The 26,248-nt window shown below is 45.3% G+C and carries 24 protein-coding genes and 1 rRNA gene; 22 read left to right on the top strand and 3 right to left on the bottom strand.

Annotated features, from left to right (window positions below; all coding sequences use genetic code 11):
• The first annotated feature begins 1 nt into the window (after position 1).
• The 17 genes from yidC to glmU all read left to right on the top strand — a co-directional run bounded on the left by yidC (position 2) and on the right by glmU (position 16,980).
• On the top strand, positions 2-1,624 hold the full coding sequence (yidC, locus tag AACT42_RS00125; protein ID WP_017046370.1) for a membrane protein insertase YidC: 1,623 nt from the start codon (positions 2-4) through the stop codon (positions 1,622-1,624).
• A 112-nt stretch (positions 1,625-1,736) separates the two neighbouring features.
• Positions 1,737-3,098, top strand: a complete 1,362-nt coding sequence (gene mnmE, locus AACT42_RS00120) for a tRNA uridine-5-carboxymethylaminomethyl(34) synthesis GTPase MnmE (protein WP_029189865.1) — start codon at positions 1,737-1,739, stop codon at positions 3,096-3,098.
• A gap of 43 nt (positions 3,099-3,141) precedes the next feature.
• The gene (gene mioC / locus AACT42_RS00115; protein ID WP_013855584.1) at positions 3,142-3,576 is read left to right on the top strand and encodes an FMN-binding protein MioC; all 435 of its coding nucleotides are present in this window, start codon (positions 3,142-3,144) and stop codon (positions 3,574-3,576) included.
• A gap of 481 nt (positions 3,577-4,057) precedes the next feature.
• On the top strand, positions 4,058-5,956 hold the full coding sequence (mnmG, locus tag AACT42_RS00110) for a tRNA uridine-5-carboxymethylaminomethyl(34) synthesis enzyme MnmG (protein ID WP_094133206.1): 1,899 nt from the start codon (positions 4,058-4,060) through the stop codon (positions 5,954-5,956).
• Positions 5,953-6,585 carry a 16S rRNA (guanine(527)-N(7))-methyltransferase RsmG gene (gene rsmG / locus AACT42_RS00105; RefSeq protein ID WP_010319958.1) on the top strand — a complete coding sequence of 211 codons (633 nt, stop codon included), beginning with the start codon at positions 5,953-5,955 and terminating at the stop codon, positions 6,583-6,585. The genes mnmG and rsmG overlap by 4 nt, the downstream gene beginning before the upstream one ends.
• A 14-nt stretch (positions 6,586-6,599) precedes the next feature.
• Positions 6,600-7,373 (top strand): ParA family protein, encoded by a 774-nt coding sequence (locus AACT42_RS00100; protein ID WP_013855586.1) that lies wholly within the window; start codon positions 6,600-6,602, stop codon positions 7,371-7,373.
• Positions 7,374-7,397: 24 nt separating this feature from the next.
• The gene (locus AACT42_RS00095) at positions 7,398-8,279 is read left to right on the top strand and encodes a ParB/RepB/Spo0J family partition protein (protein WP_017044113.1); all 882 of its coding nucleotides are present in this window, start codon (positions 7,398-7,400) and stop codon (positions 8,277-8,279) included.
• 188 nt (positions 8,280-8,467) lie between these two features.
• On the top strand, positions 8,468-8,857 hold the full coding sequence (locus AACT42_RS00090; protein WP_013855588.1) for a F0F1 ATP synthase subunit I: 390 nt from the start codon (positions 8,468-8,470) through the stop codon (positions 8,855-8,857).
• Positions 8,858-8,865: 8 nt separating this feature from the next.
• Positions 8,866-9,696 (top strand): F0F1 ATP synthase subunit A, encoded by an 831-nt coding sequence (gene atpB, locus AACT42_RS00085; RefSeq protein ID WP_013855589.1) that lies wholly within the window; start codon positions 8,866-8,868, stop codon positions 9,694-9,696.
• A gap of 57 nt (positions 9,697-9,753) precedes the next feature.
• Entirely contained in the window at positions 9,754-10,008 is a 255-nt protein-coding gene (gene atpE / locus AACT42_RS00080) for a F0F1 ATP synthase subunit C (RefSeq protein WP_002540812.1), read from the top strand.
• 76 nt (positions 10,009-10,084) lie between these two features.
• Positions 10,085-10,555, top strand: a complete 471-nt coding sequence (gene atpF / locus AACT42_RS00075) for a F0F1 ATP synthase subunit B (RefSeq protein ID WP_013855591.1) — start codon at positions 10,085-10,087, stop codon at positions 10,553-10,555.
• Positions 10,556-10,570: 15 nt separating this feature from the next.
• On the top strand, positions 10,571-11,104 hold the full coding sequence (gene atpH / locus AACT42_RS00070; RefSeq protein ID WP_013855592.1) for a F0F1 ATP synthase subunit delta: 534 nt from the start codon (positions 10,571-10,573) through the stop codon (positions 11,102-11,104).
• A gap of 13 nt (positions 11,105-11,117) precedes the next feature.
• On the top strand, positions 11,118-12,659 hold the full coding sequence (gene atpA, locus AACT42_RS00065; RefSeq protein WP_026027662.1) for a F0F1 ATP synthase subunit alpha: 1,542 nt from the start codon (positions 11,118-11,120) through the stop codon (positions 12,657-12,659).
• Between the two features lie 63 nt (positions 12,660-12,722).
• Entirely contained in the window at positions 12,723-13,589 is an 867-nt protein-coding gene (gene atpG / locus AACT42_RS00060) for a F0F1 ATP synthase subunit gamma (RefSeq protein ID WP_013855594.1), read from the top strand.
• A gap of 34 nt (positions 13,590-13,623) precedes the next feature.
• Positions 13,624-15,027 carry a F0F1 ATP synthase subunit beta gene (gene atpD, locus AACT42_RS00055; protein ID WP_010319968.1) on the top strand — a complete coding sequence of 468 codons (1,404 nt, stop codon included), beginning with the start codon at positions 13,624-13,626 and terminating at the stop codon, positions 15,025-15,027.
• Between the two features lie 18 nt (positions 15,028-15,045).
• Positions 15,046-15,468: a F0F1 ATP synthase subunit epsilon gene (locus tag AACT42_RS00050; RefSeq protein WP_013855597.1), complete on the top strand. Its 423-nt coding sequence runs from the start codon at positions 15,046-15,048 to the stop codon at positions 15,466-15,468.
• Positions 15,469-15,618: 150 nt separating this feature from the next.
• On the top strand, positions 15,619-16,980 hold the full coding sequence (glmU, locus tag AACT42_RS00045; protein WP_026029111.1) for a bifunctional UDP-N-acetylglucosamine diphosphorylase/glucosamine-1-phosphate N-acetyltransferase GlmU: 1,362 nt from the start codon (positions 15,619-15,621) through the stop codon (positions 16,978-16,980).
• Between the two features lie 62 nt (positions 16,981-17,042).
• Here glmU and punC read toward each other — a convergent pair whose 3' ends face one another.
• On the bottom strand, positions 17,043-18,248 hold the full coding sequence (gene punC / locus AACT42_RS00040) for a purine nucleoside transporter PunC (RefSeq protein WP_026027660.1): 1,206 nt from the start codon (positions 18,246-18,248) through the stop codon (positions 17,043-17,045).
• Between the two features lie 148 nt (positions 18,249-18,396).
• Here punC and punR point away from each other — a divergent pair, with 148 nt between their 5' ends.
• Positions 18,397-19,302, top strand: a complete 906-nt coding sequence (gene punR / locus AACT42_RS00035; protein WP_017046374.1) for a DNA-binding transcriptional activator PunR — start codon at positions 18,397-18,399, stop codon at positions 19,300-19,302.
• 66 nt (positions 19,303-19,368) lie between these two features.
• On the opposite strand, the gene fadA is transcribed toward punR, so the two are convergent.
• Positions 19,369-20,544 (bottom strand): acetyl-CoA C-acyltransferase FadA, encoded by a 1,176-nt coding sequence (gene fadA, locus AACT42_RS00030; protein WP_094133258.1) that lies wholly within the window; start codon positions 20,542-20,544, stop codon positions 19,369-19,371.
• Between the two features lie 14 nt (positions 20,545-20,558).
• Positions 20,559-22,730, bottom strand: a complete 2,172-nt coding sequence (gene fadB, locus AACT42_RS00025) for a fatty acid oxidation complex subunit alpha FadB (RefSeq protein WP_094133259.1) — start codon at positions 22,728-22,730, stop codon at positions 20,559-20,561.
• Between the two features lie 218 nt (positions 22,731-22,948).
• On the opposite strand from fadB, the gene AACT42_RS00020 reads away from it, so the two are divergent.
• The 4 genes from AACT42_RS00020 to AACT42_RS00005 all read left to right on the top strand — a co-directional run.
• A complete protein-coding gene (locus tag AACT42_RS00020) occupies positions 22,949-23,572 on the top strand; it encodes a YigZ family protein (protein WP_094133260.1) in 624 nt (207 codons plus the stop codon).
• A gap of 30 nt (positions 23,573-23,602) precedes the next feature.
• Entirely contained in the window at positions 23,603-25,060 is a 1,458-nt protein-coding gene (locus AACT42_RS00015) for a TrkH family potassium uptake protein (protein ID WP_017046377.1), read from the top strand.
• Between the two features lie 9 nt (positions 25,061-25,069).
• Entirely contained in the window at positions 25,070-25,597 is a 528-nt protein-coding gene (gene hemG, locus AACT42_RS00010) for a menaquinone-dependent protoporphyrinogen IX dehydrogenase (protein WP_013855605.1), read from the top strand.
• Positions 25,598-26,106: 509 nt separating this feature from the next.
• A 16S ribosomal RNA gene (locus tag AACT42_RS00005) occupies positions 26,107-26,248 on the top strand; the annotation flags it as partial.

Genomic DNA, 26,248 nt, shown 5'->3' with positions numbered 1-26,248 from the left:
GATGGATTCTCAACGTAATATCCTGTTAATCGCCTTGGCACTCGTTTCTTTTTTACTTTTCCAGCAATGGCAAGTAGCAAAGAACCCAGCACCTCAAGCGGTTGAGCAGGCACAAAATAGCAGCACTTTAACTGCACCATCTATGGCTGATGAGTTAGACCCAGCACCAGCAGTAACCAATGCGTCTGCAAAAACCATCACCGTCAAGACTGATGTACTGACTCTGTCAATTGACACGGTAGGTGGTGATGTAGTGAAGGCCGAGCTGAATAAGTACGATGCTGAACTCAATTCAGAAGACCCATTTGTGCTACTTAAAGACATTCCTGGTCACCAGTTTATCGCGCAAAGTGGTTTAGTCGGACCGCAAGGGATCGATTTAAGCAGCAACAATCGTCCAAACTATACTGTTAGCGCCGACACCTTTGCTCTAGCGGATGGTCAAGACGAACTGCGCATTCCCATGACTTATCAAGCCAATGGCCTTGAATACACCAAAACCTTCATCCTTAAACGTGGCAGCTACGCCTTGGATGTTGAATTTGATGTAGTCAACCAATCTGGTAATAACGCGACACTGGGTATGTACGCACACCTACGCCAAAATTTATTGGACGCTGGAGGCAGCTTGGCTATGCCAACTTACCGTGGCGGTGCTTACTCAACACAAGATACACGTTATAAGAAATACAGTTTCGATGATATGCAAGATCGTAACTTGTCACTGCCTTTAGTTAACGGTGAAGGTTGGGCGGCGATGATCCAACACTACTTTGCCAGCGCGTGGATCCCACGTGATGCAGCAGGGTCAAACTTATACACTCGCGTGATTGGCAACTTAGGTGATATTGGTGTTCGCATGCCAAATAAAACCATCGCCAACGGTGAAAAAGCGACATTCTTAGCCACACTTTGGGTCGGTCCAAAACTGCAAGATGAAATGGCTGCTGTTGCGCCAAATCTTGATTTAGTAGTCGACTACGGCTGGTTATGGTTTATTGCAAAACCACTACACATGTTGCTTTCATTCATTCAAAGCTTCGTTAGCAACTGGGGTGTAGCAATCATCTGCTTAACCTTCATTGTTCGTGGTGCTATGTACCCACTGACCAAAGCACAATACACCTCAATGGCAAAAATGCGCATGCTGCAACCAAAGCTGCAAGCAATGCGTGAGCGCATCGGCGATGACCGCCAACGCATGAGCCAAGAAATGATGGAGCTGTATAAGAAAGAGAAAGTAAACCCACTCGGTGGTTGTTTACCTATCTTCCTGCAAATGCCTATCTTCATTGCGCTTTACTGGTCATTAATGGAATCGGTTGAACTGCGTCATTCACCTTTCTTTGGTTGGATTCATGACCTTTCAGCACAAGACCCATACTACATCTTGCCACTGCTGATGGGTGTGAGTATGTTTATGATCCAGAAAATGAGCCCGACTACAGTCACTGATCCGATGCAACAGAAGATCATGACCTTTATGCCGGTTATGTTTACGTTCTTCTTCTTGTTCTTCCCATCAGGTTTAGTGATTTACTGGTTGGTATCGAACATCGTTACCTTGATCCAGCAAACCTTGATTTACAAAGCGCTGGAGAAAAAAGGCTTACACTCTAAGTAGCCACTTCAGCAAGAAGTCACACTGACAAGTGAAACAAAGGCGACCTTTTGGTCGCCTTTTTGTTTTTGGCTGATTACAATTGCGCTCATACACCCCTATGTTAGGTACCCTTATGTCTACAGACACCATTGTTGCTCAAGCAACCGCTCCAGGCCGAGGTGGCGTGGGGATTATTCGCGTCTCAGGCCCGAAAGCCGCTCAAGTCGCGCTTGAAGTAACCGGGAAAACACTGAAACCTCGTTATGCGGAATACTTGCCTTTTAAGCATCAAGATGGCACCGAACTTGACCAAGGCATCGCGATCTATTTTCCTAACCCTCACTCCTTTACCGGCGAAGATGTGCTCGAACTACAAGGACACGGCGGTCCGGTCGTCATGGATATGCTGATCAAACGCATTTTGGCTATCAGTGGCTTGCGCGCAGCGCGCCCGGGTGAATTTTCTGAGCGTGCGTTTTTAAACGACAAAATGGATTTAACCCAAGCGGAAGCGATTGCCGATTTGATTGATGCCAGCTCTGAAGAAGCGGCCAAATCCGCTCTGCATTCATTGCAAGGTCAATTTTCCAAACGCATTCACACCTTGGTCGATTCCCTAATCCACCTGCGAATTTACGTTGAAGCAGCGATTGATTTTCCTGAAGAGGAGATCGATTTTCTTGCCGATGGTAAAGTTGCCGCAGATCTGCAAAATATCATCGACAACTTAGACGCCGTGCGCAAAGAGGCGAATCAAGGGGCCATTTTACGCGAAGGGATGAAAGTGGTGATAGCAGGGCGTCCTAACGCGGGTAAATCGAGTCTATTGAATGCGCTTTCAGGCAAAGATTCCGCCATCGTTACAGACATAGCAGGAACCACGCGAGACGTACTGAGAGAGCACATCCACATCGATGGCATGCCACTGCATATCATCGATACCGCTGGCCTACGTGATGCCAATGACGAAGTCGAAAGAATAGGCATTGAGCGTGCTTGGGATGAAATAGCAAAAGCAGATCGTGTACTCTTTATGGTTGACGGCACCACCACCGATGCCACCGATCCGAAAGAAATCTGGCCAGATTTTGTCGATCGATTGCCTGAAAACATCGGCATGACGGTGATCCGCAACAAAGTCGATCAAACCAAAGAATCACTCGGTATCTGTCATGTTAATTCTCCAACCTTAATCCGCCTGTCGGCAAAAACTGGAGAGGGAGTTGATGCTCTGCGTACTCATCTCAAAGAGTGCATGGGCTTTGCTGGGGGCAATGAAGGCGGCTTTATGGCCAGACGACGCCATTTGGACGCGCTAGAGCGCGCCGCACAGCACCTCATGATTGGTCAGCAGCAGCTCGAAGGCTACATGGCTGGTGAAATCTTAGCGGAAGAACTGCGTTTATCGCAGCAACATCTAAACGAGATAACGGGCGAATTTAGCTCCGATGACTTGTTAGGGCGCATCTTTTCGTCGTTCTGTATCGGCAAATGATCGCAGTGAGAAGCTTGATCACTCTTAATTATAGGAATATCTCATGATCCATATCATCACTGGCAGCACCTTAGGAGGCGCTGAATATGTCGCCGATCATCTCAATGATCTACTGCAAGAGCAAGGTTATACTACGACTATCCACAACCAACCCAACTTAAGTGAACTCCCCGCACAAGGGACTTGGCTCATTGTTACCTCCACGCATGGAGCGGGTGACTACCCAGACAATATCCAACCTTTTATCGCTTCTTTGCAATCAACACCACCGAATACGAGCGAGTTAAAATATGCCGTGGTGGCACTTGGCGATTCAAGCTATGACACGTTTTGCGCAGCAGGTAAGCATGCATATCAACTGCTTGAGGATATAGGTGCAACGCCAATTAGCGACTGTTTCACCATAGATATATTAGAATATTCCGTTCCTGAAGATGCCGCTGAAGTATGGCTCAAACAGCACATCGAACAATTCTAGCGAATAGCATAAAGTCACCAAGCGGCCTGTGAGCCGCTTTTTTTGTACTCTTAAGCTCTGTGTATAACTGTCTCAATACTCGCCATAGAAAAGTTAAGTCCATTTTAAATATTTTAATGTGTATAACTATGCTGTTATTCGGTTATTAACCTATAGTTATCCAATTAATAACTTATTCATTTTACGCCCCTGTGCATAACTAGCCTTTTTGATCCCAGCTAATACACGATTAGATCATGTCAGGATCACAGCTTGTGATCTTCTTAAAAACCATGATCTTGTTGATCATTTATCGGTTATCCACAGATATGCTCGATCCTAATAATAGATCTAATAAAAGATCTCTATATAGATCTTATATATTATTAACTTACCAAGCTCAGATTAAAAAAGCAGAAAAGCGATTTTCTAGCCAGTGGAAAGCAGGTAGAATACGCCTCTTTTGTAAGTCCATGCTTCATTGAATACCTGAGGTCGGTTCATGCTTTATCACGAAAAATTTGACGTCATTGTGGTCGGTGGTGGCCATGCTGGAACGGAAGCCGCTCTCGCTGCAGCTCGTACTGGTCAAAGTACGCTATTGCTTACCCATAACATTGAGACTCTAGGACAGATGTCGTGCAATCCTGCGATCGGCGGAATTGGTAAAGGACATCTGGTTAAAGAAGTCGATGCCATGGGCGGTCTAATGGCACAAGCGATTGATCATGCAGGTATTCAATTTAGAACACTCAATGCCTCAAAAGGGCCAGCGGTTCGAGCGACTCGAGCCCAAGCAGATCGTGCGCTTTACAAATCGTATGTGCGTGATCTGCTTGAAAACACGCCAAACTTAACTTTGTTCCAACAAGCGGTCGATGATCTTATCGTTGAAAATGATCGTGTAATGGGCGTTGTGACTCAAATGGGCCTCAAATTCCACGCCAAAGCGGTGGTGTTGACGGTAGGCACCTTCCTTGGTGGAAAGATCCACATTGGTCTTGAAAACTTCTCAGGAGGCCGCGCAGGAGATCCTCCATCGATCGCATTAGCGCAACGTTTACGTGAACTGCCGTTTCGAGTTGATCGTTTAAAAACGGGTACGCCACCAAGGATCGATGCCCGTAGCGTGGACTTCTCAGTGTTAGAAACACAACACGGTGATAATCCAACGCCTGTTTTTTCCTTCATGGGACAACGTGAACAGCATCCACGTCAAATACCATGCTACATCACGCATACCAACGATAAAACGCATGATGTGATCCGTGTCAATCTTGATCGTAGTCCGATGTACGCAGGTGTCATCGAAGGTATCGGCCCACGCTACTGCCCATCGATCGAAGACAAAGTCATGCGTTTTGCTGACAAAAATAGCCATCAAATTTTTATCGAGCCTGAAGGTTTGACCACGACAGAACTCTACCCTAACGGTATTTCCACCAGCTTACCGTTTGATGTACAAGTGCAGATCGTTCGCTCAATGAAAGGGTTTGAAAACGCACATATTGTTCGTCCTGGTTACGCCATCGAGTACGATTTTTTCAATCCACAAGATTTAAAACAAACCTACGAAACCAAATTCATCAGTGGTTTGTTCTTTGCTGGTCAAATCAACGGCACCACCGGATACGAAGAAGCGGCAGCGCAAGGGTTAATGGCTGGTTTGAATGCAAGCTTATTTAGCCAAGAAAAAGAAGGCTGGAGTCCACGCCGTGATCAAGCTTACATGGGCGTGTTGATCGATGATCTTTCCACTATGGGTACCAAAGAACCTTATCGTATGTTTACCTCTCGCGCTGAATATCGCTTACTGCTACGCGAAGATAATGCCGATTTGCGTTTAACCGAAAAAGCCAGAGAGTTAGGTTTAGTCGATGATGCGCGCTGGGCGCGTTTTAATCAAAAAATGGAAAACATGGAAATCGAGCGTCAACGTTTGAAACAAACGTGGATGAACCCGAACTCCGTTGGTGTTGATGCACTGAATGCGTTGCTCAAAACACCCATGTCTCGTGAAGCAAGTGGTGAAGATCTACTACGTCGACCTGAAATCACCTATCAACAGCTCACGTCTCTTGAGTCATTTGCACCAGCATTGAACGATAGTGAAGCGGCTGAGCAAGTTGAAATTCAAATCAAATACGATGGTTATATTCAGCGTCAGCAAGATGAGATCGACAAATCATTGCGCCATGAGCACACTAAATTGCCGCTGGATCTTGACTATAAACAGGTCAAAGGCTTGTCCAACGAAGTGATCCTTAAGCTTAACAATGCCAAGCCTGAAACAGTTGGTATTGCCTCTCGTATTTCTGGTATTACACCAGCTGCTATTTCTATCTTATTGGTTTATTTGAAAAAGCAAGGTGTACTGAAGAAAGGGGAAGACGCCGCATGAGCGAGTTAAGGACGCGTCTCGACGATTTAATTGGTCAAACCGATCTCGAGGTCAATGAGCAGCAACGTAGCCAATTAGTCGGTTACGTGGAACTGCTGAATAAATGGAACAAAGCCTACAATCTCACCTCTGTGCGCGATCCTATGGATATGTTGGTGAAACATATTTTAGATAGTATAGTGGTAAGTCCTCACTTACAGGGTGAGCGTTTTATCGACGTTGGTACTGGGCCTGGTTTACCTGGTATACCTCTCGCTATCATGAATCCTGATAAAACCTTTTACTTACTCGATAGTTTAGGTAAGCGCATTCGTTTTATTAAACAAGTTCTGCATGAGCTTGGTATTAAAAATGTGACCACGATTCAAAGTCGAGTCGAAGAGTTTCAGCCTGAAGTAAAATTTGATGGCGTACTGAGCCGTGCGTTTGCTTCAATGCTCGATATGGTGGAATGGTGTCACCATTTACCAAAAGAAACATCGGGCCGATTTTTAGCCCTGAAAGGACAACGGCCAGATGAGGAAATAGCCACACTACCTGAGTGGTGTTCTGTGACTGATGTCAAAGCTTTGAAAGTTCCTGAGTTGGAAGGTGACCGTCATCTTGTAATCTTATCTCGCAAGGGATAACAGCGAGGCATACCGTGGGCAAAATCGTAGCAATCGCCAACCAGAAAGGTGGCGTAGGAAAAACAACAACGTGCATTAACTTAGCGGCCTCTATGGCGGCGACTAAGCGTAAAGTTTTAGTGATCGATCTCGACCCACAAGGCAATGCAACGATGGCCAGTGGTGTTGATAAGTATCAAGTAGATGCAACCGCGTACGAATTGTTGGTCGAAGACACCCCTTTTGATGAAGTCGTGTGTCGCAAAACAACGGGACACTACGATTTGATTGCGGCGAACGGAGACGTGACAGCCGCTGAAATCAAATTAATGGAAGTATTTGCTCGCGAAGTGCGTTTGAAAAATGCCCTCGCGCCAGTTCGTGATAACTATGATTTCATCTTTATTGATTGTCCTCCTTCTTTAAATCTTCTTACAATCAACGCCATGGCCGCAGCGGATTCTGTGTTAGTGCCAATGCAATGTGAGTATTTTGCATTAGAAGGTTTAACGGCGTTAATGGATACCATCAGCAAGTTAGCCGCGGTAGTCAACGAAAACCTGAAAATCGAAGGGTTACTTCGAACGATGTACGATCCGCGTAATCGCCTAGCCAATGAAGTATCCGATCAACTGAAAAAGCACTTTGGAAACAAAGTCTATCGCACCGTTATTCCTCGTAATGTCCGTCTTGCTGAAGCGCCAAGTTATGGCAAGCCAGCAATGTACTACGACAAGTATTCAGCTGGGGCAAAAGCATATCTCGCCTTAGCTGGCGAAATGCTTCGTCGAGAAGAAATACCCGCATAATCTCAACTAAAGGAATTCGTCTACATGACTAAACGTGGTTTAGGAAAAGGATTGGATGCATTGCTCGCAACCAGTTCTCTTGCTCGTGAAAAGGAGCAAGCCGCCTCACATAGCCAAGCACTCTCTTCTGATGGCGAATTAATGGATATCGCGGTATCAAATTTGAAACCTGGCATGTATCAACCACGTAAAGATATGTCGGCAGAAGCGTTGGAAGAGCTATCTGCGTCTATCCAATCGCAAGGTATTATCCAGCCGATCGTGGTAAGACGTTTAGAACTTGGCGGCTATGAAATTATTGCAGGTGAACGCCGTTGGCGCGCTGCAAAACAAGCAGGTTTAAAGCAAGTGCCCTGTTTGATCAAAAATGTCCAAGATCGCGCTGCGATTGCGATGGCACTGATAGAAAATATTCAACGCGAAGATTTGAATGCGATTGAAGAAGCACAAGCTTTAGAGCGGTTGCAAGACGAATTTAAGCTCACTCACCAACAGGTGGCTGATGTGATTGGTAAATCACGCACTACCGTGAGTAACTTATTACGCTTAAATCAATTGGCGGATGGCGTGAAGCGTTTAGTGGAAACTAAGCAGCTTGAAATGGGCCATGCACGAGCATTATTGATGCTCGAAGGCGATCAACAAATTGAAATTGCACAACGTGTGGCCGCAAAACAGCTGACCGTGAGACAAACTGAGCAATTAGTGAAAAAGTGTCTAACACAGCCTTCTGAGGACGGATCGGCATCGGAAGACTTAGATGCACAACAAATGTCACAAAGATTGAGTGAAATGTTAGGGGCTAAAGTGTCGATCATTCGTTCAAAAGGTGGCAAAGCCAAAATGACGATTAGTCTTGATGAGCCTCACAAATTAGAGCAACTAATTGCCAAGCTAGAAAGCTAAATGAGATAATTGATTTAAGTCAATTATGCAAAAAACGTTTTTTTATTTGAAAGTTGTCGGTTTGTAAACAAAATTGTAACTTTTTGCTGTCTTTCAATTGCAATCAGTTCGACTCACCGTATAATTTTCGCCAATTTCCCAGCCCTATGTTGTAGATGAGCTGAGGATATTACTAGAGGTACGAATACATGGTAGCTGCGTTGGCTAGACCAGGACGAGAGCTTGCTAAGCGATTGTTAATGATCCAGTCTGGCGCGGTTATTTTTGTGGCGGCAGGGATGGCGGTAGCTGTAAATGCTGAATGGGGCTTTTCTGCGCTGATTGGGGGTGGCATCTTTGTCATTGCCAATGCGGTTTTTGCGCTGTGTGCTTTTATGTTTAGTGGAGCTCGTGCTGCGAAGCAAGTCGCGGCCTCTTTCTACACTGGCGAAGTACTCAAGATCCTCATCACAGTTGCACTGTTCTGTGTTGCCTACATGTATATGCAGGTGGAACTCGTTCCCCTCAAACTAACCTATTTGCTGGCTCTAGGTATTAATATCTGTGCGCCAGTGCTATTCATTAACAACAAAAAATAGGATGAGTTATGGCTGCGCCAGGTGAAGCGCTAACATCGTCCGGATACATTGAACACCACTTGACGAACCTCTCTCTTGCGAAGATTTCTGAGCATTACGATTTGGGGCTGTCAATTAGTGAGACGAGTTTCTGGAACGTACATATCGATAGCCTGTTTTTTTCCTTGTTTACTGGCTTAATATTCCTATGGATATTTCGCTCTGTAGCAAAGAAAGCAACAGCGGGTGTACCCGGTAAGCTGCAGTGTTTTGTTGAAATATTGGTAGAATTTGTCGATCAAAACGTCAAAGACACCTTTCATGGACGCAATCCACTTATAGCACCGCTGGCACTGACTATCTTTTGTTGGGTATTGTTAATGAACATCATGGACTTAGTGCCCATCGATTTCTTACCGTATCCAGCACAACATTGGCTTGGTATCCCTTATCTAAAAGTGGTTCCGTCAGCTGATGTGAATATCACCATGGCTATGGCTCTAGGCGTATTTGCTCTGATGATTTACTACAGCATCAAAGTGAAAGGCCTAGGTGGTTTTGCGAAAGAATTAGCTCTACATCCATTCAATCACTGGACCATGATTCCGTTTAACCTACTTATTGAAGTGGTATCGTTACTTGCGAAACCTCTCTCACTCGGTATGCGTCTATTCGGTAACATGTTCGCAGGTGAGGTGGTATTTATTCTTATCGCAGCGATGCTACCATGGTGGCTACAATGGATGGGTTCACTACCGTGGGCGATTTTCCATATTCTGGTAATTCTGATTCAATCTTTCGTGTTCATGATGCTGACTATTGTTTATCTATCAATGGCACACGAAGATAGTGATCATTAATTTTTTAAAGCTTTTTATTTGGGCACATAAGCCAACAACTATAAATTGGAGATAGTAATGGAAACTTTACTGAGCTTTTCTGCAATCGCCGTAGGTATTATCGTCGGTCTTGCTTCTCTTGGTACAGCGATTGGTTTCGCACTTCTAGGCGGTAAATTCCTTGAAGGTGCTGCTCGTCAACCAGAAATGGCTCCTATGCTACAAGTTAAGATGTTCATCATCGCGGGTCTACTTGATGCGGTTCCTATGATCGGTATCGTAATTGCGCTTCTATTCACTTTCGCGAACCCATTTGTTGGTCAACTAGGTTAATCAACCGATCACACAAATTGATGATTTGTCGTTGATTAATACTTTTCGTTGGTGAACAAATAGAGGGGTAGCTGTTGTGAATATGAACGCAACTCTGCTAGGTCAAGCAATCGCGTTTGCACTGTTTGTGTGGTTCTGCATGAAATATGTATGGCCGCCAATCATGAATGCGATCGAAGAGCGTCAGAAGAAAATTGCTGACGGTCTTTCAGCCGCTGAGCGTGCTGCTAAAAACTTGGATCTAGCACAAGCCAACGCTTCTGAACAAATGAAAGAAGCGAAGCGCACTGCAACTGAGGTCATCGAACAGGCAAATAAACGTAAAGCTCAAATTTTAGACGAAGCACGTGAGGAAGCTCAGGCAGAACGCCAGAAAATCCTTGCTCAAGCGGAAGCTGAACTTGAATCTGAACGTAACCGTGCCCGCGATGAGCTGCGTAAACAAGTTGCAACTCTGGCTGTAGCTGGTGCTGAGAAAATCCTTGAGCGTTCTATCGATAAAGATGCGCACAAAGATATTCTCGACAACATTACTGCAAGACTTTAAGGATGGGGGCGCTTTATGTCTGATTTGACTACAATTGCACGCCCCTATGCTAAAGCAGCATTCGATTTTGCGGTAGAGAAAAAGCAACTTGACCAATGGGGTCAGATGTTAGCTTTTGCTGCCGAGGTCGCAAAGAACGAGCAAATGAAAGAGCTACTAACGGGCTCTGTTTCGGCTGAGAAATTAGCGGAAATTTTCATCGCAATTTGTGGCGAACAGTTTGATGTTTATGGCCAGAACCTGTTAAAGGTGATGGCTGAGAATGGCCGATTAAAGGCTCTTCCTGATGTTAGTGAACAGTTCTTTGCTCTGAAACAAGAGCATGAGAAGCAGATGGATGTTGAAGTGATTTCAGCAACTGAGCTTTCTGATGAACAGCTTGTCAATATCAGCACCAAACTTGAGCAGCGTCTTGAACGCAAAGTTCAGCTGAATTGCAGTATAGATGAGACCCTACTTGGTGGGGTTATAATTCGAGCCGGAGACCTTGTCATCGATAACTCAGCCCGCGGTCGTTTAAACCGCCTGAGCGATGCATTACAGTCTTGATGGGGATTGGAGCATGCAACTTAATTCCACGGAAATTAGCGATCTAATTAAACAACGTATCGAATCTTTCGACGTTGTTAGTGAAGCTCGCAATGAAGGTACTATCGTATCGGTAAGCGATGGTATCATTCGCATTCACGGCCTAGCGGACGTGATGCAAGGTGAAATGATTGAATTACCGAGTGGCCGTTATGCACTTGCACTTAACCTTGAGCGTGACTCGGTTGGTGCGGTTGTCATGGGCCCATATGCTGACCTTAAGGAAGGCATGAAAGTAACAGGTTCTGGTCGTATTCTTGAAGTGCCAGTTGGTCCTGAATTGTTAGGTCGCGTAGTGAATACACTCGGTCAGCCTATCGATGGTAAAGGTCCTATCGAAGCGAAATTGTCTTCACCTGTTGAAATGATTGCACCTGGTGTAATCGACCGTAAATCAGTCGATCAACCAGTACAAACCGGCTATAAGTCAGTTGACTCTATGATCCCAATCGGTCGTGGCCAACGTGAACTTATCATCGGTGACCGTCAAACTGGTAAAACAGCCATGGCGATCGACGCAATCATTAACCAAAAAGATTCCGGTATTTACTCTATCTATGTTGCGATTGGCCAAAAAGCCTCAACTATCGCTAACGTAGTACGCAAATTAGAAGAGCACGGCGCGCTTGCAAACACAGTTGTGGTTGTTGCATCGGCTTCTGAATCCGCGGCATTGCAATATCTTGCGCCATATGCAGGTTGTGCAATGGGTGAATACTTCCGCGATCGCGGTGAAGATGCACTGATTGTTTATGATGATTTATCTAAACAAGCGGTTGCTTACCGTCAGATCTCACTACTACTCAAACGCCCACCAGGCCGTGAAGCATTCCCAGGTGACGTTTTCTATCTCCACTCTCGTCTACTTGAGCGTGCTGCTCGTGTCAGCGAAGAGTATGTAGAACGTTTCACTAAGGGTGAAGTGAAAGGTAAAACCGGTTCTTTAACCGCGCTACCTATCATTGAAACACAAGCGGGTGACGTTTCAGCATTCGTACCGACTAACGTAATCTCGATTACCGATGGTCAGATCTTCCTACAAACTGAACTATTCAACGCGGGTGTTCGCCCAGCCGTTGACCCTGGTATTTCAGTATCTCGTGTAGGTGGTGCCGCTCAGACGAAAATCATCAAGAAACTGTCAGGTGGTATCCGTACCGCGCTTGCACAGTACCGTGAACTTGCTGCATTTGCTCAGTTCTCGTCAGATCTTGATGAAGCGACGAAGAGACAGCTAAACCATGGTCAGAAAGTAACAGAGCTGATGAAGCAGAAACAATATGCTCCGATGTCTGTGTTTGACCAAGCGTTGGTTATCTTTGCGGCAGAGCGTGGTTATTTAAATGATGTTGCGTTGAATAAACTGGCTGATTTTGAATCTGCTCTACTGTCGTATGCTCGTGGTCAATATGTTGATCTTGTAAAAGATATCGACAAATCGGGTGCTTATAACGATGAAATCGAAGCTCAGTTTAAAAAACTGGTTGACGATTTCAAGGCAACCCAGACCTGGTAATTGGTGGGTGACCTTAGGGTCACCACTGACCAATAACGGATTACCTTAAAAGAGAGTAAAACGATGGCCGGCGCAAAAGAGATACGTAATAAAATCGGTAGTGTTAAAAGCACGCAGAAAATTACGAAAGCGATGGAAATGGTAGCAGCTTCAAAAATGCGTCGTTCGCAAGACGGCATGGAAGCTTCTCGTCCATACGCTGAAACAATGCGTAAAGTGATCGGTCATGTGGCGAGTGCAAATCTAGAATATCGTCATCCTTATCTAGAAGAGCGCGAAGCCAAACGTGTTGGTTACATCATTATTTCAACAGACCGTGGTTTGTGTGGTGGTTTGAACGTCAATTTGTTCAAAAAAGCCCTGCATGACATGAAAGATTGGTCGGAGAAAGGTGCTGAGGTTGAGCTTGCAATTGTGGGCTCAAAGGCAACGGCTTTCTTTAGAAACAGTGGCGCTAAAGTCGCTGCTCAAGTCTCTGGTTTGGGCGATAGCCCAACCTTGGAAGATTTGATCGGTTCCGTTGGTGTTATGCTGAAGAAATATGATGCAGGTGAGTTGGATCGCCTATACGTAGTGTTCAACAAATTTGTGAATACTATGGTTCAAGAACCAACGATCGATCAATTACTACCTTTGCCTAGATCGAATAGCGAAGAGATGAAACGCGAACATTCTTGGGACTACATCTATGAGCCTGAACCAAAGCCTCTACTCGATGCACTATTGCTGCGTTATGTAGAGTCTCAGGTTTATCAGGGTGTGGTTGAGAATCTTGCTTGTGAGCAAGCTGCTCGAATGATTGCGATGAAAGCAGCTACCGATAACGCAAGCAACTTGATTGATGATTTACAGCTTGTGTATAACAAAGCCCGTCAGGCGGCGATTACACAAGAACTATCGGAAATCGTTTCTGGTGCAGCAGCGGTTTAAGCTTAGGTAAAACAAACAGTTTAGAGGATTAACGATGGCTACAGGTAAGATCGTACAGATCATCGGTGCGGTAGTCGACGTAGAGTTCCCACAGGGCGAAGTACCAAGTGTTTACGATGCTCTGAATGTTGTGGATTCAAAAGAACGTCTCGTTCTTGAAGTTCAACAGCAGCTTGGCGGTGGCGTGATTCGCGCAATCGTAATGGGTAGCTCTGATGGTTTACGTCGTGGTTTGGTAGTTGAAAATACTGGCGCTCCAATTTCAGTACCAGTCGGTATTAAGACTTTAGGTCGTATCATGAACGTGCTTGGTGATGCGATTGATGAGCGTGGTGAAATCGGTGCGGAAGAGCTTTACTCTATCCACCGTCCAGCTCCAAGCTATGAAGAGCAATCAAACGAAACTGCTCTTCTTGAAACCGGTGTAAAAGTAATCGATTTGGTTTGTCCATTCTCTAAGGGTGGTAAAATCGGTCTATTTGGTGGTGCAGGTGTAGGTAAGACCGTTAACATGATGGAACTTATCAACAACATCGCACTGCAACACTCAGGTCTTTCAGTATTTGCGGGTGTTGGTGAACGTACTCGTGAAGGTAACGATTTCTACTATGAGATGCAGGAAGCAGGTGTTGTAAACATCGAAGAGCCTGAAAAATCAAAAGTAGCGATGGTTTACGGACAGATGAACGAGCCACCAGGCAACCGTCTACGTGTTGCACTGACGGGTTTGACAATGGCAGAACGTTTCCGTGACGAAGGTCGTGACGTACTTCTGTTCATCGATAACATCTACCGTTACACGCTTGCCGGTACGGAAGTATCAGCACTGCTAGGTCGTATGCCTTCAGCGGTAGGTTACCAACCTACTCTTGCAGAAGAGATGGGTGTGCTTCAGGAGCGTATTACGTCAACTAAGCAAGGTTCTATCACGTCTGTACAGGCGGTATATGTACCAGCAGATGACTTGACGGACCCGTCTCCAGCCACAACGTTCGCGCACTTGGATGCAACGGTTGTACTTAACCGTAACATCGCAGCAATGGGCCTATACCCAGCGATCGACCCACTCGATTCAACGTCTCGTCAGCTAGACCCACTCGTCGTAGGTCAAGAGCACTACGACATCGCTCGTGGCGTTCAGCAGACGCTTCAGCGCTACAAAGAGCTGAAAGACATCATTGCGATCTTGGGTATGGACGAGTTGTCTGAATCGGATAAGCAAGTTGTATCACGTGCACGTAAGATTGAACGTTTTCTAACTCAGCCTTATCACGTAGCTGAAGTATTTACAGGTGACCCTGGTGTTTACGTACCTCTAAAAGAGACGCTACGTGGCTTCAAAGGTCTTCTATCTGGTGAATACGATGACATTCCAGAGCAAGCGTTTATGTACTGCGGTACTATCGACGATGCGATTGAGAATGCTAAGAAGCTATAAGGCTAACTAGGAGGCGATATGGCAGCAATAACCTTTCACCTAGACGTCGTCAGTGCAGAGAAGAAAATCTTCTCTGGCCAAGTCGAAACGTTTCAGGTGACCGGTAGCGAAGGTGAACTGGGAATTTTCCATGGTCACACACCGCTGCTGACCGCTATTAAGCCTGGTATGGTGCGTATCGTTAAGCTACACGGCCACGAAGAAATTATTTATGTTTCGGGTGGTATTGTCGAAGTGCAACCGGGTACTGCTACAGTACTGGCTGATACGGCAATTCGTGGTGAAGAACTAGACGCAGCTAAGGCAGAAGAAGCCAAACGCAAAGCTGAAGAAAATATTTCAAATCAGCATGGCGATATGAACTTCGCACAAGCGGCCAGTGAACTGGCTAAAGCCATGGCTCAGTTACGAGTTATCGAGCTGACCAAAAAACGTCGTTAATGTGTTTTATAATTAAGACGTGATGTAAAAAGGCGACCTATAGGTCGCCTTTTTGCTTATTTTTTAACAGAAAATTATTTAGTTAAATTAACTATCTCTTTAATTACCGCTAAAATGCGGCTTAACTTTTTAAACGTCAATAGGTTGTCAATGAAATTTAGCGCAGTGATTCTCGCAGCAGGTAAAGGTACTCGAATGTATTCTAATATGCCTAAAGTGCTGCACACACTGGCGGGTAAGCCAATGGTGAAACACGTAATTGATACGTGCAATAGCTTAGGTGCGCAGAATATCCACTTGGTTTATGGTCATGGTGGTGAGCAAATGCAGCAAGCGCTTGCCGAAGAGTCGGTTAACTGGGTGCTGCAAGCGGATCAATTAGGAACTGGCCATGCCGTTGATCAAGCCTCGCCTCATTTCCAAGACGATGAGAAGATCCTCGTGTTGTACGGTGATGTTCCATTGATCTCGGAAGAAACCGTGGAAAGCTTGTTAGATGCACAACCTAATGATGGGATAGCCTTGCTGACAGTGGTACTGGATAACCCAACCGGTTATGGCCGTATCGTGCGTAAGCATGGCCCAGTGGTGGCGATTGTTGAACAAAAAGATGCCACCGATGAGCAAAAGTTAATTAAAGAGATCAATACGGGCGTGATGGTGGCAACGGGGCGCGATCTCAAACGCTGGTTGTCAGGCTTAAGTAATGAGAACGCGCAAGGCGAATATTATCTGACAGATGTTATCGCTGCAGCGCACAATGAAGGCCGCGCAGTTGAGGCTGTTCATCCTGCCAGCTCTATTGAAGTGGAAGGAGTAAATGATCGCGCTCAACTGGCTCGTTTAGAGCGTGCTTATCAAGCAACACAAGCGAAAAAGCTATTAGAACAAGGTGTGATGCTACGTGATCCTACGCGTTTTGATCTGCGTGGTGAATTACAGTGTGGGATGGATGTTGAGATTGATGCAAACGTCATCATCGAAGGAAATGTCTCTTTGGGTGATAACGTAATTATCGGCATGGGTTGCGTGCTTAAAGATTGCGAAATTGATGACAACACAGTGATCCGCCCATACAGCGTCATTGAAGGGGCAACCGTTGCAGAAAACTGTACCGTTGGGCCTTTTACCCGTTTACGTCCTGGTGCTGAACTGCGTAATGATGCGCACGTAGGTAACTTCGTGGAAGTAAAAAATACTCGTTTGGGTGAAGGTTCAAAAGCTAATCACTTAACTTATCTTGGTGATGCTGAAATTGGCCAGCGTGTTAATGTCGGAGCTGGCGTTATTACTTGTAATTACGATGGTGTCAATAAATTCAAAACCACAATTGGTGATGATGTGTTTGTCGGTTCAGACAGCCAGTTGATTGCTCCTGTAACGATCGCCAATGGTGCAACGATTGGTGCTGGCACTACGCTAAGCAGTAACGTTGCTGAAGGTGAGTTAGTCATCACTCGCGCGAAAGAGCGCAAAATCAATGGTTGGAAGCGTCCTGTTAAGCGTAGCTAACAAATGAACGATTAAAAAGCCGCTTATAATGAGCGGCTTTTTATCAGTTCTTATTAAAAGACTTACTCTTCATCGCTGACTACGCGTGCATTATCTGGTGCGGTGAAGTGTTGAGAAAGTTCGCGGTTCGAGACGATATAACCAATCCATAGCCCGCCCATACAAATCATAATTGCAATACCCGTCACCATTTGTGCTTGGCTGGCCAACGTTGCGACCAATGCGCTGGCTAAACTACTAACGCAGATTTGTAAGCTATTTTGTAAACCCGCTGCAGTTGCTGGGCTTTGTTTGGCACTCGATAGTGCGCGGTTCACCACGATAGGGTAAAGCGCTCCGTTGGCAACTGCTATTAAGCAAAACGGTGCCAAAATTGGCCAAATTGAGGTCAGTTGCCACTGTGATGCAATGAATACTAATAAAGTGGCAACGCTGAAGAGGCCAATCAACTGCTTGAGCACTTTTTCGTCACCAAATTTATTCACTCCCACCTTACCTAAGTAGCCACCAACCATGAAAGCGATCGTTTGAGGAATGAAACTCAAACCGATATCTTTAGCGGCATAACCAAGGCGTGCCATAATCTCTGGCATCCCAGTCAAGTAAGCAAAGAAGGCCGCAGAAGCACAAGCAAACATCATCACATTACCCAAGTAGGTTTTAGTGCTGAGCAGAGCTTTGATATCTTGCTTAATTGAGGTTTGTTTGGGTTGTGATTGTTCATTTTTTTGAGCAAAAGTACAGGCTACAAGCGCAACGCCCATTAATGTCAATGTCACAAAAATACTGTGCCAACCAAAGTTATCGGCCAGTAAGACGCCTAATTGAGGTGCAAGCGCGGGTGAAAGCGCGACCAAAGGCATGATGGTGGCGAATATTTGCTGGCTTGTTTTAGCTGGGTAGCGTTGAATTACCATTGCTTGCCAGATCACTGCGGGAGCACACACCCCTAAAGCTTGCACAAAGCGCAACGCTAATAATTGCCACACCTGCTCGCTAAAAGCTAAACCAAATGATGCCAACGTGAAGAGAACTAGGCCAGCCGCTAAAGTGTTACGGTGACCATATTTATCGGAAGCTAAGCCCCACACCAGTTGACCTAATGCCATACCGACCAGAAAAACGGTGAGAGACAAGGCTATTTGCTCTGGCCCTGTGGCAAAGTCCATTTCCATCGCTTTAAAGGCCGGGAGGTACATGTCTGTGGCAATGAAGCCAAGCATAGAGAGCGCGGCTAAGTACAGCAACTGTAATTTTGATGCTTTCATTTTTATTACCATTCAAAAAAATTAATCAATATTTGGCCAGCATTAATCTATGCCAACCTTAATTTATCTACTCATCTATTCTATTTTTCGTTTAATATTAAATGAAACGCTAAATTTGTTGGTTATTCATCAAAAAAATTGAAGGCTTATGTTTTCTAAATCCTCATTAGAAATGCTTGATACTGTCGCACGGTTGGGTAGTTTTACCGCCGCTGCGGAAGTTTTGCATAAAGTGCCGTCAGCGATCAGCTACGGCGTTCGCCAAGTCGAACAAGATTTGGATGTGCTGCTGTTTCGCCGTTTACCTAGAAAGGTGGAACTGACGCCCGCTGGTGAGCTGTTTATGGTGGAGGCTCGCCAATTGCTTAGGCAGATGGAAGAGATTCGTTCACAAACTAAACGCGCGGCGCATGGTTGGCAGAAAACGCTAAAATTGACGCTTGATAACGTGGTTAAACTCGACAAAATGAAACCGCTGGTGGAAGATTTTTATCGCACGTTTGAGTTTGCTGAGCTGCAAATCAACATGGAAGTGTTTAATGGCTCATGGGAAGCTATTGCGCAAGGTCGAGCTGACATTGTGATTGGTGCAACCTCTGCGATTCCTGTCGGTGGTGATTTTGAAGTGCGTGACATGGGTGTGTTGGATTGGGCATTTGTAATGTCTCCTCATCACCCTTGTGCTCAAGAGCCCTATTTAAGCGAAGATTTTGTCAGTCAGTTCCCGGCGATTTGTTTGGATGACACGTCAAGTGTATTACCCAAGCGGCATACGGATCACTACCCGCAGCAACGGCGCTTACTTTTACCGAATTGGTATAGTGCGATTGAATGCTTAAAAAATGAAGTCGGTGTGGGCTACATGCCAAGACACATTGCACAACCTTTGATTGTTGATGGTGGGTTGGTTGAACGGGTTCTCACCGTTGATAAACTGCTTAGTCAATGCTGTTTAGTATGGCGCAAAGATGATAATCATAAATTGATCGAGTGGATGGTAAATTATCTGGGCAGTAGCGATCAACTTTATCGTGATTGGCTTCAAGCTAAATAACCTAATAAGAAGAGCCAGCATTGCTGGCTCTTAAAAGACTCTTCAGTGAGAGGGAAAACTGAATGGTTATGGGCGCTCAAAAATGGTCGCAATGCCTTGGCCTAAACCAATGCACATAGTTGCTAAACCATATTTGGCGTCTTTCGCTTCCATCAAGTTAATTAGTGTGGTCGAGATGCGCGTGCCAGAACACCCGAGAGGGTGGCCCAATGCGATTGCTCCTCCATTCAGGTTGACCTTCTCATCGACCACATCAAGTAAACCGAGATCTTTCGCGCAAGGTAGAGATTGAGCCGCAAACGCTTCGTTTAACTCAATCACATCCATATCTTGCATGGTTAGGCCTGCACGTTTTAGCGCCTTGTGAGTCGCAGGTACAGGCCCATAACCCATAATTGAAGGATCGCAACCAGCGACGGCCATTGATTTCACACGCGCACGAATCTTTAAGCCAAGCGCATTGGCTTTCTCTTCGCTCATGATCAACATCGCCGATGCGCCATCGGACAGAGCCGATGAGGTGCCTGCCGTTACAGTACCATTGGCTGGGTCAAAAACAGGACGCAACTGTGCTAGCCCCTCAACAGTGGTTTCCGGGCGGATCACTTCATCAAAATCGAGCGTGAACAGAGTACCATCTTCGGCATGAGCTTCAGTGGGGAGGATTTCATTTTTGAAGCGGCCTTCAACGGTTGCTGCGTAAGCGCGTTGATGCGAACGAGCGGCAAAGGCATCTTGTTGCTCACGGCTAATGCCGTGCATTTTACCTAACATCTCAGCCGTTAACCCCATCATCCCCGCAGCTTTGGCAACGGTTTTTGACATGCCGGGATGGAAATCAACGCCATGGTTCATCGGTACGTGCCCCATATGCTCAACGCCGCCCACAAGGCAGATTTCAGCATCACCAACCATAATGGCGCGGGTGGCATCATGCAGTGCTTGCATTGATGAACCACATAAACGGTTAACGGTGACGGCACCAATTTCAATCGGCAAGCCAGCTAACAGTGCTGCATTACGCGCGACGTTAAAGCCTTGTTCTAAGGTTTGTTGCACACAACCCCAGTAGATATCTTCGATCTCTTTTGGGTTGACTTGTGGATTACGGGCTAAAATGCCTTTCATCAGATGTGCAGATAAATCTTCCGCACGAGTATGACGAAATGCCCCACCTTTTGAACGACCCATCGGGGTGCGTAGGCAATCAACAATTACGACATTTCTCTTATGTGAAGTCATTTGGACATCTCTCCTTAGATAGAACTTGCTTGTTGAGCACCGTAGAAGGTCTCGCCTTTTTCTGCCATATCAAGCAGCAGTTGAGGTACATGATACATCGCGCCCAATGCTTGGTATTGGCTTGCCATTGCAACGTAGTTTTGTAAGCCAAGACTATCGAGATAGCGGAATACGCCGCCTCTAAAAGGAGGGAACCCCAAGCCGTACACCAACGCCATATCAGCTTCTTGGGGGGAGGCGATGATCTTCTCTTCTAAACAGAGTGCCACTTCATTGATCATCGGAATCATCATGCGTTCAATGATGGTTTGATCATCAAAAGTACGTTTATCACCACATTCTACGTTAAGAACAGTGAGAACCTCTTCAGAGAAAGTTTTCTTCGGTTTGCCTTTCTTATCTAAAGTGTATTGATAGAAACCGCTGCCATTTTTCTGGCCATATTTATTGGCGTCAAACAGTGCATCAATAGCATCGCGGCCCTGTTTGCCCATACGTTCAGGGAAACCTTGTGCCATTACTGCTTGTGCATGGTGAGCGGTATCAATACCGACCACATCTAGAAGATAAGCTGGGCCCATTGGCCAACCAAACTTACGTTCCATCACTTTATCGATTTGAGTGAAATCAGCGCCATCGCGCAGTAATAAACTAAAGCCACCAAAGTAAGGGAAAAGTACGCGGTTTACGAAGAACCCAGGGCAGTCATTGACCACGATGGGGGATTTACCCATTTTGGCCGCGTAAGCGACAACTCGATTGATGGTTTCATCGGAAGTGTGTTCACCACGAATAATTTCCACCAATGGCATACGATGTACTGGGTTAAAAAAGTGCATACCACAGAAGTTTTCTGGACGTTTGAGTGATTTGGCCAGTAGGTTGATTGGAATGGTTGAGGTGTTCGAGGTGATAACCGCATCCTCACCAACATTGGCTTCGACTTCACTTAGTACCGCGGCTTTGATTTTCGGGTTTTCAACCACAGCTTCAACAATCACATCCGCTTGCTCAATCCCCGCATAATGCAGGCTAGGCGTAATCGATGCCAGCACACTGGCCATTTTAAAACCATCAATTTTTCCGCGCTCTAGCTGCTTGTTAAGTAACTTAGATGCCTCGGTCATACCTAAATTAAGGGACGATTGAGCAATATCTTTCATCAAAACAGGCACGCCTTTTACTGCCGATTGATAAGCAATGCCGCCGCCCATGATCCCCGCACCAAGTACCGCCGCTCGTCCGGTTTCTTTATTGGCTGATTTAGCCGCTTTTTTTGCCAGTGCTTTAATATATTGGTCGTTGAGGAATAAACCGACCAAGGATTTAGCCGCTTCAGAATGAGCGAGCTTAACGAAGTGTTTACGCTCAATGGCCAATGCTTCATCACGGCTACAGCGCGCGGCTTCTTCTATTGCAATAACAGTGGTTATTGGCGCTGGATAATGAGGTCCGGCATGCTGTGCAACCAAGCCTTTGGCCATGGTGAAGCTCATCATGGCTTCTAATTTGCTGAGTGTCAGCGCGGACATTTTTTGCTGGCGACGCATTTTCCAATCAACGGTTTCATTGATGGCCGATGTGATGGTTTTGAGTGCTGACTCAAGCAGTTTGTCGCTATCAACAATCGCATCGAGCAGCCCAATTTTAAGGGCTTCTTCAGCACGACATGCTTTGCCTTGAGTGATCACTTCCATAGCATTGTCGGCACCAATTACACGAGGCAGACGCACACAGCCACCGAACCCCGGCATAATACCAAGCTTTGTTTCCGGTAATCCTATGCTGGTGGTCGCGTCACCAATACGGAAATCGGTAGCGAGTACACACTCACATCCACCGCCTAGCGCGTGCCCTGTTAAAGCGGCTAGTGTCGGAACGGGTAGATCTTCTAGTTTGTTGAAAATGCTATTGGCAAATTGCAGCCATTGGTCGAGTTCTTGCGCAGGTTTAGCAAAGAGACCTAAAAACTCAGTGATATCAGCCCCGACAATAAAAGATTCTTTATCGGAAGTAAGAATAAGGCCTTTCAGTCCTTGGTGGGCTTTTAGGGCATCAAGTGCATGGTTGAGCGATTCAAGAGTGGCAAGGTCAAGTTTGTTCACTGACTCCTTGGAGCAGAAACGCAACTCCGCAATACCATCTTGTAATTCCTTTACCTGTAGGGTGTTGGCTTGGTAAATCATTGTCTATCTCCGTGACATACAACCTTAAGATCGTGTGTGAGAGTTTTTGTTGTATTAATGGTTCTGGTTTGACCAGTCGGTTTAGTTTGACCTGAGGATTGTTTAATTTCAATACATTTTTTAAACAACTGTTTAACATTGAGTGCGAATGGAGATCAGCGCTGCTTTTTTAAGTGCACGTGTTACACTCTTGCCATCCGCTCGATCTATGATTTCACATGAACGAACAACCTTATTTAATTCCAGCGTTGCCCACCCAATTTGAAGAGGAAATCAAAAAAAGCCTCTTTATTACCTATTTGGCCCATACTCCGAGTGTAGATGCTGCCAAAGCCTTCGTTGCGCAAATAAAGACAAAACATAGCGACGCCAGACATAACTGCTGGGGCTTTGTTGCCGGACGACCGGAAGATTCGATGTTGTGGGGTTTTAGTGATGATGGTGAGCCATCAGGGACGGCGGGCAAACCGATATTGGCGCAGCTAGCCGGATCGAGTGTCGGGGAGTTAACGGCCGTCGTCACTCGTTATTATGGTGGGATTCGTCTTGGCACTGGGGGGTTAGTTAAAGCTTATGGTGGCGGAGTACAACAAGCACTCAAGCAGCTTCAAACTATTGAGAAAAAAATCACCACAAAATTATCCCTAACGTTAGACTACAGTTTTGTGCCGATTGCTCAATCCATCATCGCGCAGTATGAAGCATTCGAAGTCGAAGCCGATTATAAAGAACAGGTTAAATTTCTTGTTGAGATAGAATTGCGCCATCTTGATGCCTTTACTCAAACTATCATTAATAAAAGCGGTGCAAAAGCTGTAGTGACCGCCATAAAAAATAATTAGGAAGTCAGAAGCTTCGCTTCAGAAAAAGCAATGCAAATTCGATCTATTATTCGTATCGTCGGGCTTTTGCTCGCGCTATTTAGTGTCTCTATGCTTGCCCCTGCGCTGGTGGCTTTGCTGTACCGCGATGGTGCAGGTGTACCTTTTGTCACGACCTTTTTTGTATTGTTGATGTGTGGCGGTTTTTTTTGGTTTCCAAACCGCCGCTATCGACATGAATTGAAAGCCAGAGACGGTTTTTTGATCGTTGTACTGTTTTGGACGGTTATCGGTAGTGCGGGTTCATTACCATTTTGGTTAGCGGATAACCCTAATGTATCGGTGACGGATGCGTTTTTTGAATCGTTTTCAGCATTAACCACCACCGGAGCAACCGTCATTGTTGGGTTAGATGAATTACCTAAAGCGATTTTGTTCTATCGGCAGTTTTTACAATGGTTTGGTGGGATGGGGATCATCGTTCTAGCGGTGGCCATTTTGCCAGTATTGGGAATTGGGGGAATGCAGTTATATCGGGCGGAGATCCCGGGCCCGGTCAAAGATACTAAAGTTACTCCAAGAATCGCCGAAACCGCCAAAGCACTTTGGTACATCTATTTAAGCTTAACGATTGCCTGCGCGACTGCTTTTTGGGCAGCAGGGATGACCCTATTTGATGCGATTTGTCATAGCTTCTCTACGATCGCTATTGGTGGGTTTTCGACTCATGATGCAAGCATGGGGTATTTTGACAGTTATGCGATCAATTTAATTACGGTTGTTTTTTTGCTCATTTCAGCCTGTAATTTTACTCTCCATTACGCGGCGTTTGCGACAGGTGGTGTTCATCCAAAATATTACCTTAAAGATCCAGAGTTTAGAGCTTTCGCTCTTATACAAGTCATTTTGTTTGCGGTTTGCTTTTCGATTTTACTCAAACACCATTCTTACGACTCTTTTTATGACGCTTTTGATCAGGCGCTATTTCAAACGGTATCCATTTCGACGACGGCAGGCTTTACCACAACAGGTTTTGCAGATTGGCCGTTATTCTTACCTGTATTATTGCTGTTTTCTTCATTTATAGGTGGGTGTGCTGGCTCTACGGGCGGTGGCATGAAAGTGATCCGTATCTTATTGCTTACCTTACAAGGTGCTCGTGAGATGAAACGCCTTATCCACCCAAGAGCCGTGTATACGATTAAGGTGGGCGGAAGTGCTCTTTCACAGCGAGTTGTTGACGCGGTTTGGGGATTTTTCTCAGCGTACGCACTGGTCTTCGTGGCGTGTATGTTGGCATTGATCGCAACAGGGATGGATGAACTGAGTGCATTTTCTGCCGTCGCTGCAACATTGAATAACTTAGGGCCTGGATTAGGTCAAGTCTCCGTACATTTTGCGGATGTTAATGACAGTGCAAAATGGGTATTGGTTGTTTCGATGCTCTTTGGTCGCTTAGAAATTTTTACACTATTAATACTGCTTACCCCTACGTTTTGGCGCAGTTAAGGATATCCCGTGCAAAAAGCTCTTTTTCTCTATTCTTCCCGTGAAGGTCAAACCAAGAAAATTCTTAACTATATAAAAGAGGAACTTTCTGAGTTTGATTGCGAACTTGCCGATTTACATCAAATTGAGGATATTGATTTAGCTCTTTACGATCGAGTCTTAATTGGTGCTTCTATTCGCTACGGACATTTAAATAAAAAGCTTTATCAATTTATAGAAAAACATGCCGAGCAATTAGCACTCGCTAAAGCGGCGTTCTTTTGTGTCAACTTAACTGCAAGAAAAGAAGCGCAGGGTAAAGATACTCCAGAAGGAAGTGTCTATATTAAAACCTTTCTCAGTAAATCAGCATGGCAACCCAAGCTAATCGGAGTTTTCGCTGGTGCTCTTTACTATCCACGTTATCACTTTTTCGATAAGGTGATGATTCGTTTCATCATGTCATTGACTGGCGGTGAAACTGATACCTCAAAAGAAGTTGAATACACAAACTGGCAAAAAGTATCTCTTTTTAGTGATAACTTTAAAAAATTGTAAATAAAAAGTCGATTTTTAGCGTCTTTTGGCTTTTTTCTGTTCGAACAAATAGAAAATCAAAAAAAACAGCAAAAAGGGGTTGCCAACGTGACGGCGATCTCTATAATGCCGCCTCACTGACACGGCACAGCCAGTAAGGGTTCAAGCCCAACCAGCAGCCAATCAGTAGGTCAAATCAGTAAGACGAAATAATTTAATAAAGTGTTTGACACTTTTCATTATCTCGCTAGAATGGCCGCCTCTTCAAAGGAAGCCTCGGCAAGCCATAGAAGAACGCTCTTTAACAATGTAAACCTATCAATCTGTGTGGGCACTCGTTGATGATAATCAAAAAAGATTTATCAATGAACTGAGTGACCAATCAGAATCAAGTTTACTTGATTTTGGCACAGTCAATTCATTGTTGTTCTGTTGGAACAACAATAGCTTTAAAATTACTTTTTTACTTTCGAGTAAGAGCAGTTTTGAAGTCAGTATTCATTGAGCCGGTCTTAGGACCAACAAAACTTTAATTGAAGAGTTTGATCATGGCTCAGATTGAACGCTGGCGGCAGGCCTAACACATGCAAGTCGAGCGGCAGCACAGAGGAACTTGTTCCTTGGGTGGCGAGCGGCGGACGGGTGAGTAATGCCTAGGAAATTGCCCTGATG

The sequence above is a fragment of the Vibrio sp. V15_P4S5T153 genome (genome assembly GCF_963874485.1).
Classification (GTDB): domain Bacteria; phylum Pseudomonadota; class Gammaproteobacteria; order Enterobacterales; family Vibrionaceae; genus Vibrio; species Vibrio anguillarum.
The sequence above is the reverse complement of the archived record's forward strand: the minus strand, read 5'-3'. Positions and strand labels throughout refer to the sequence as shown.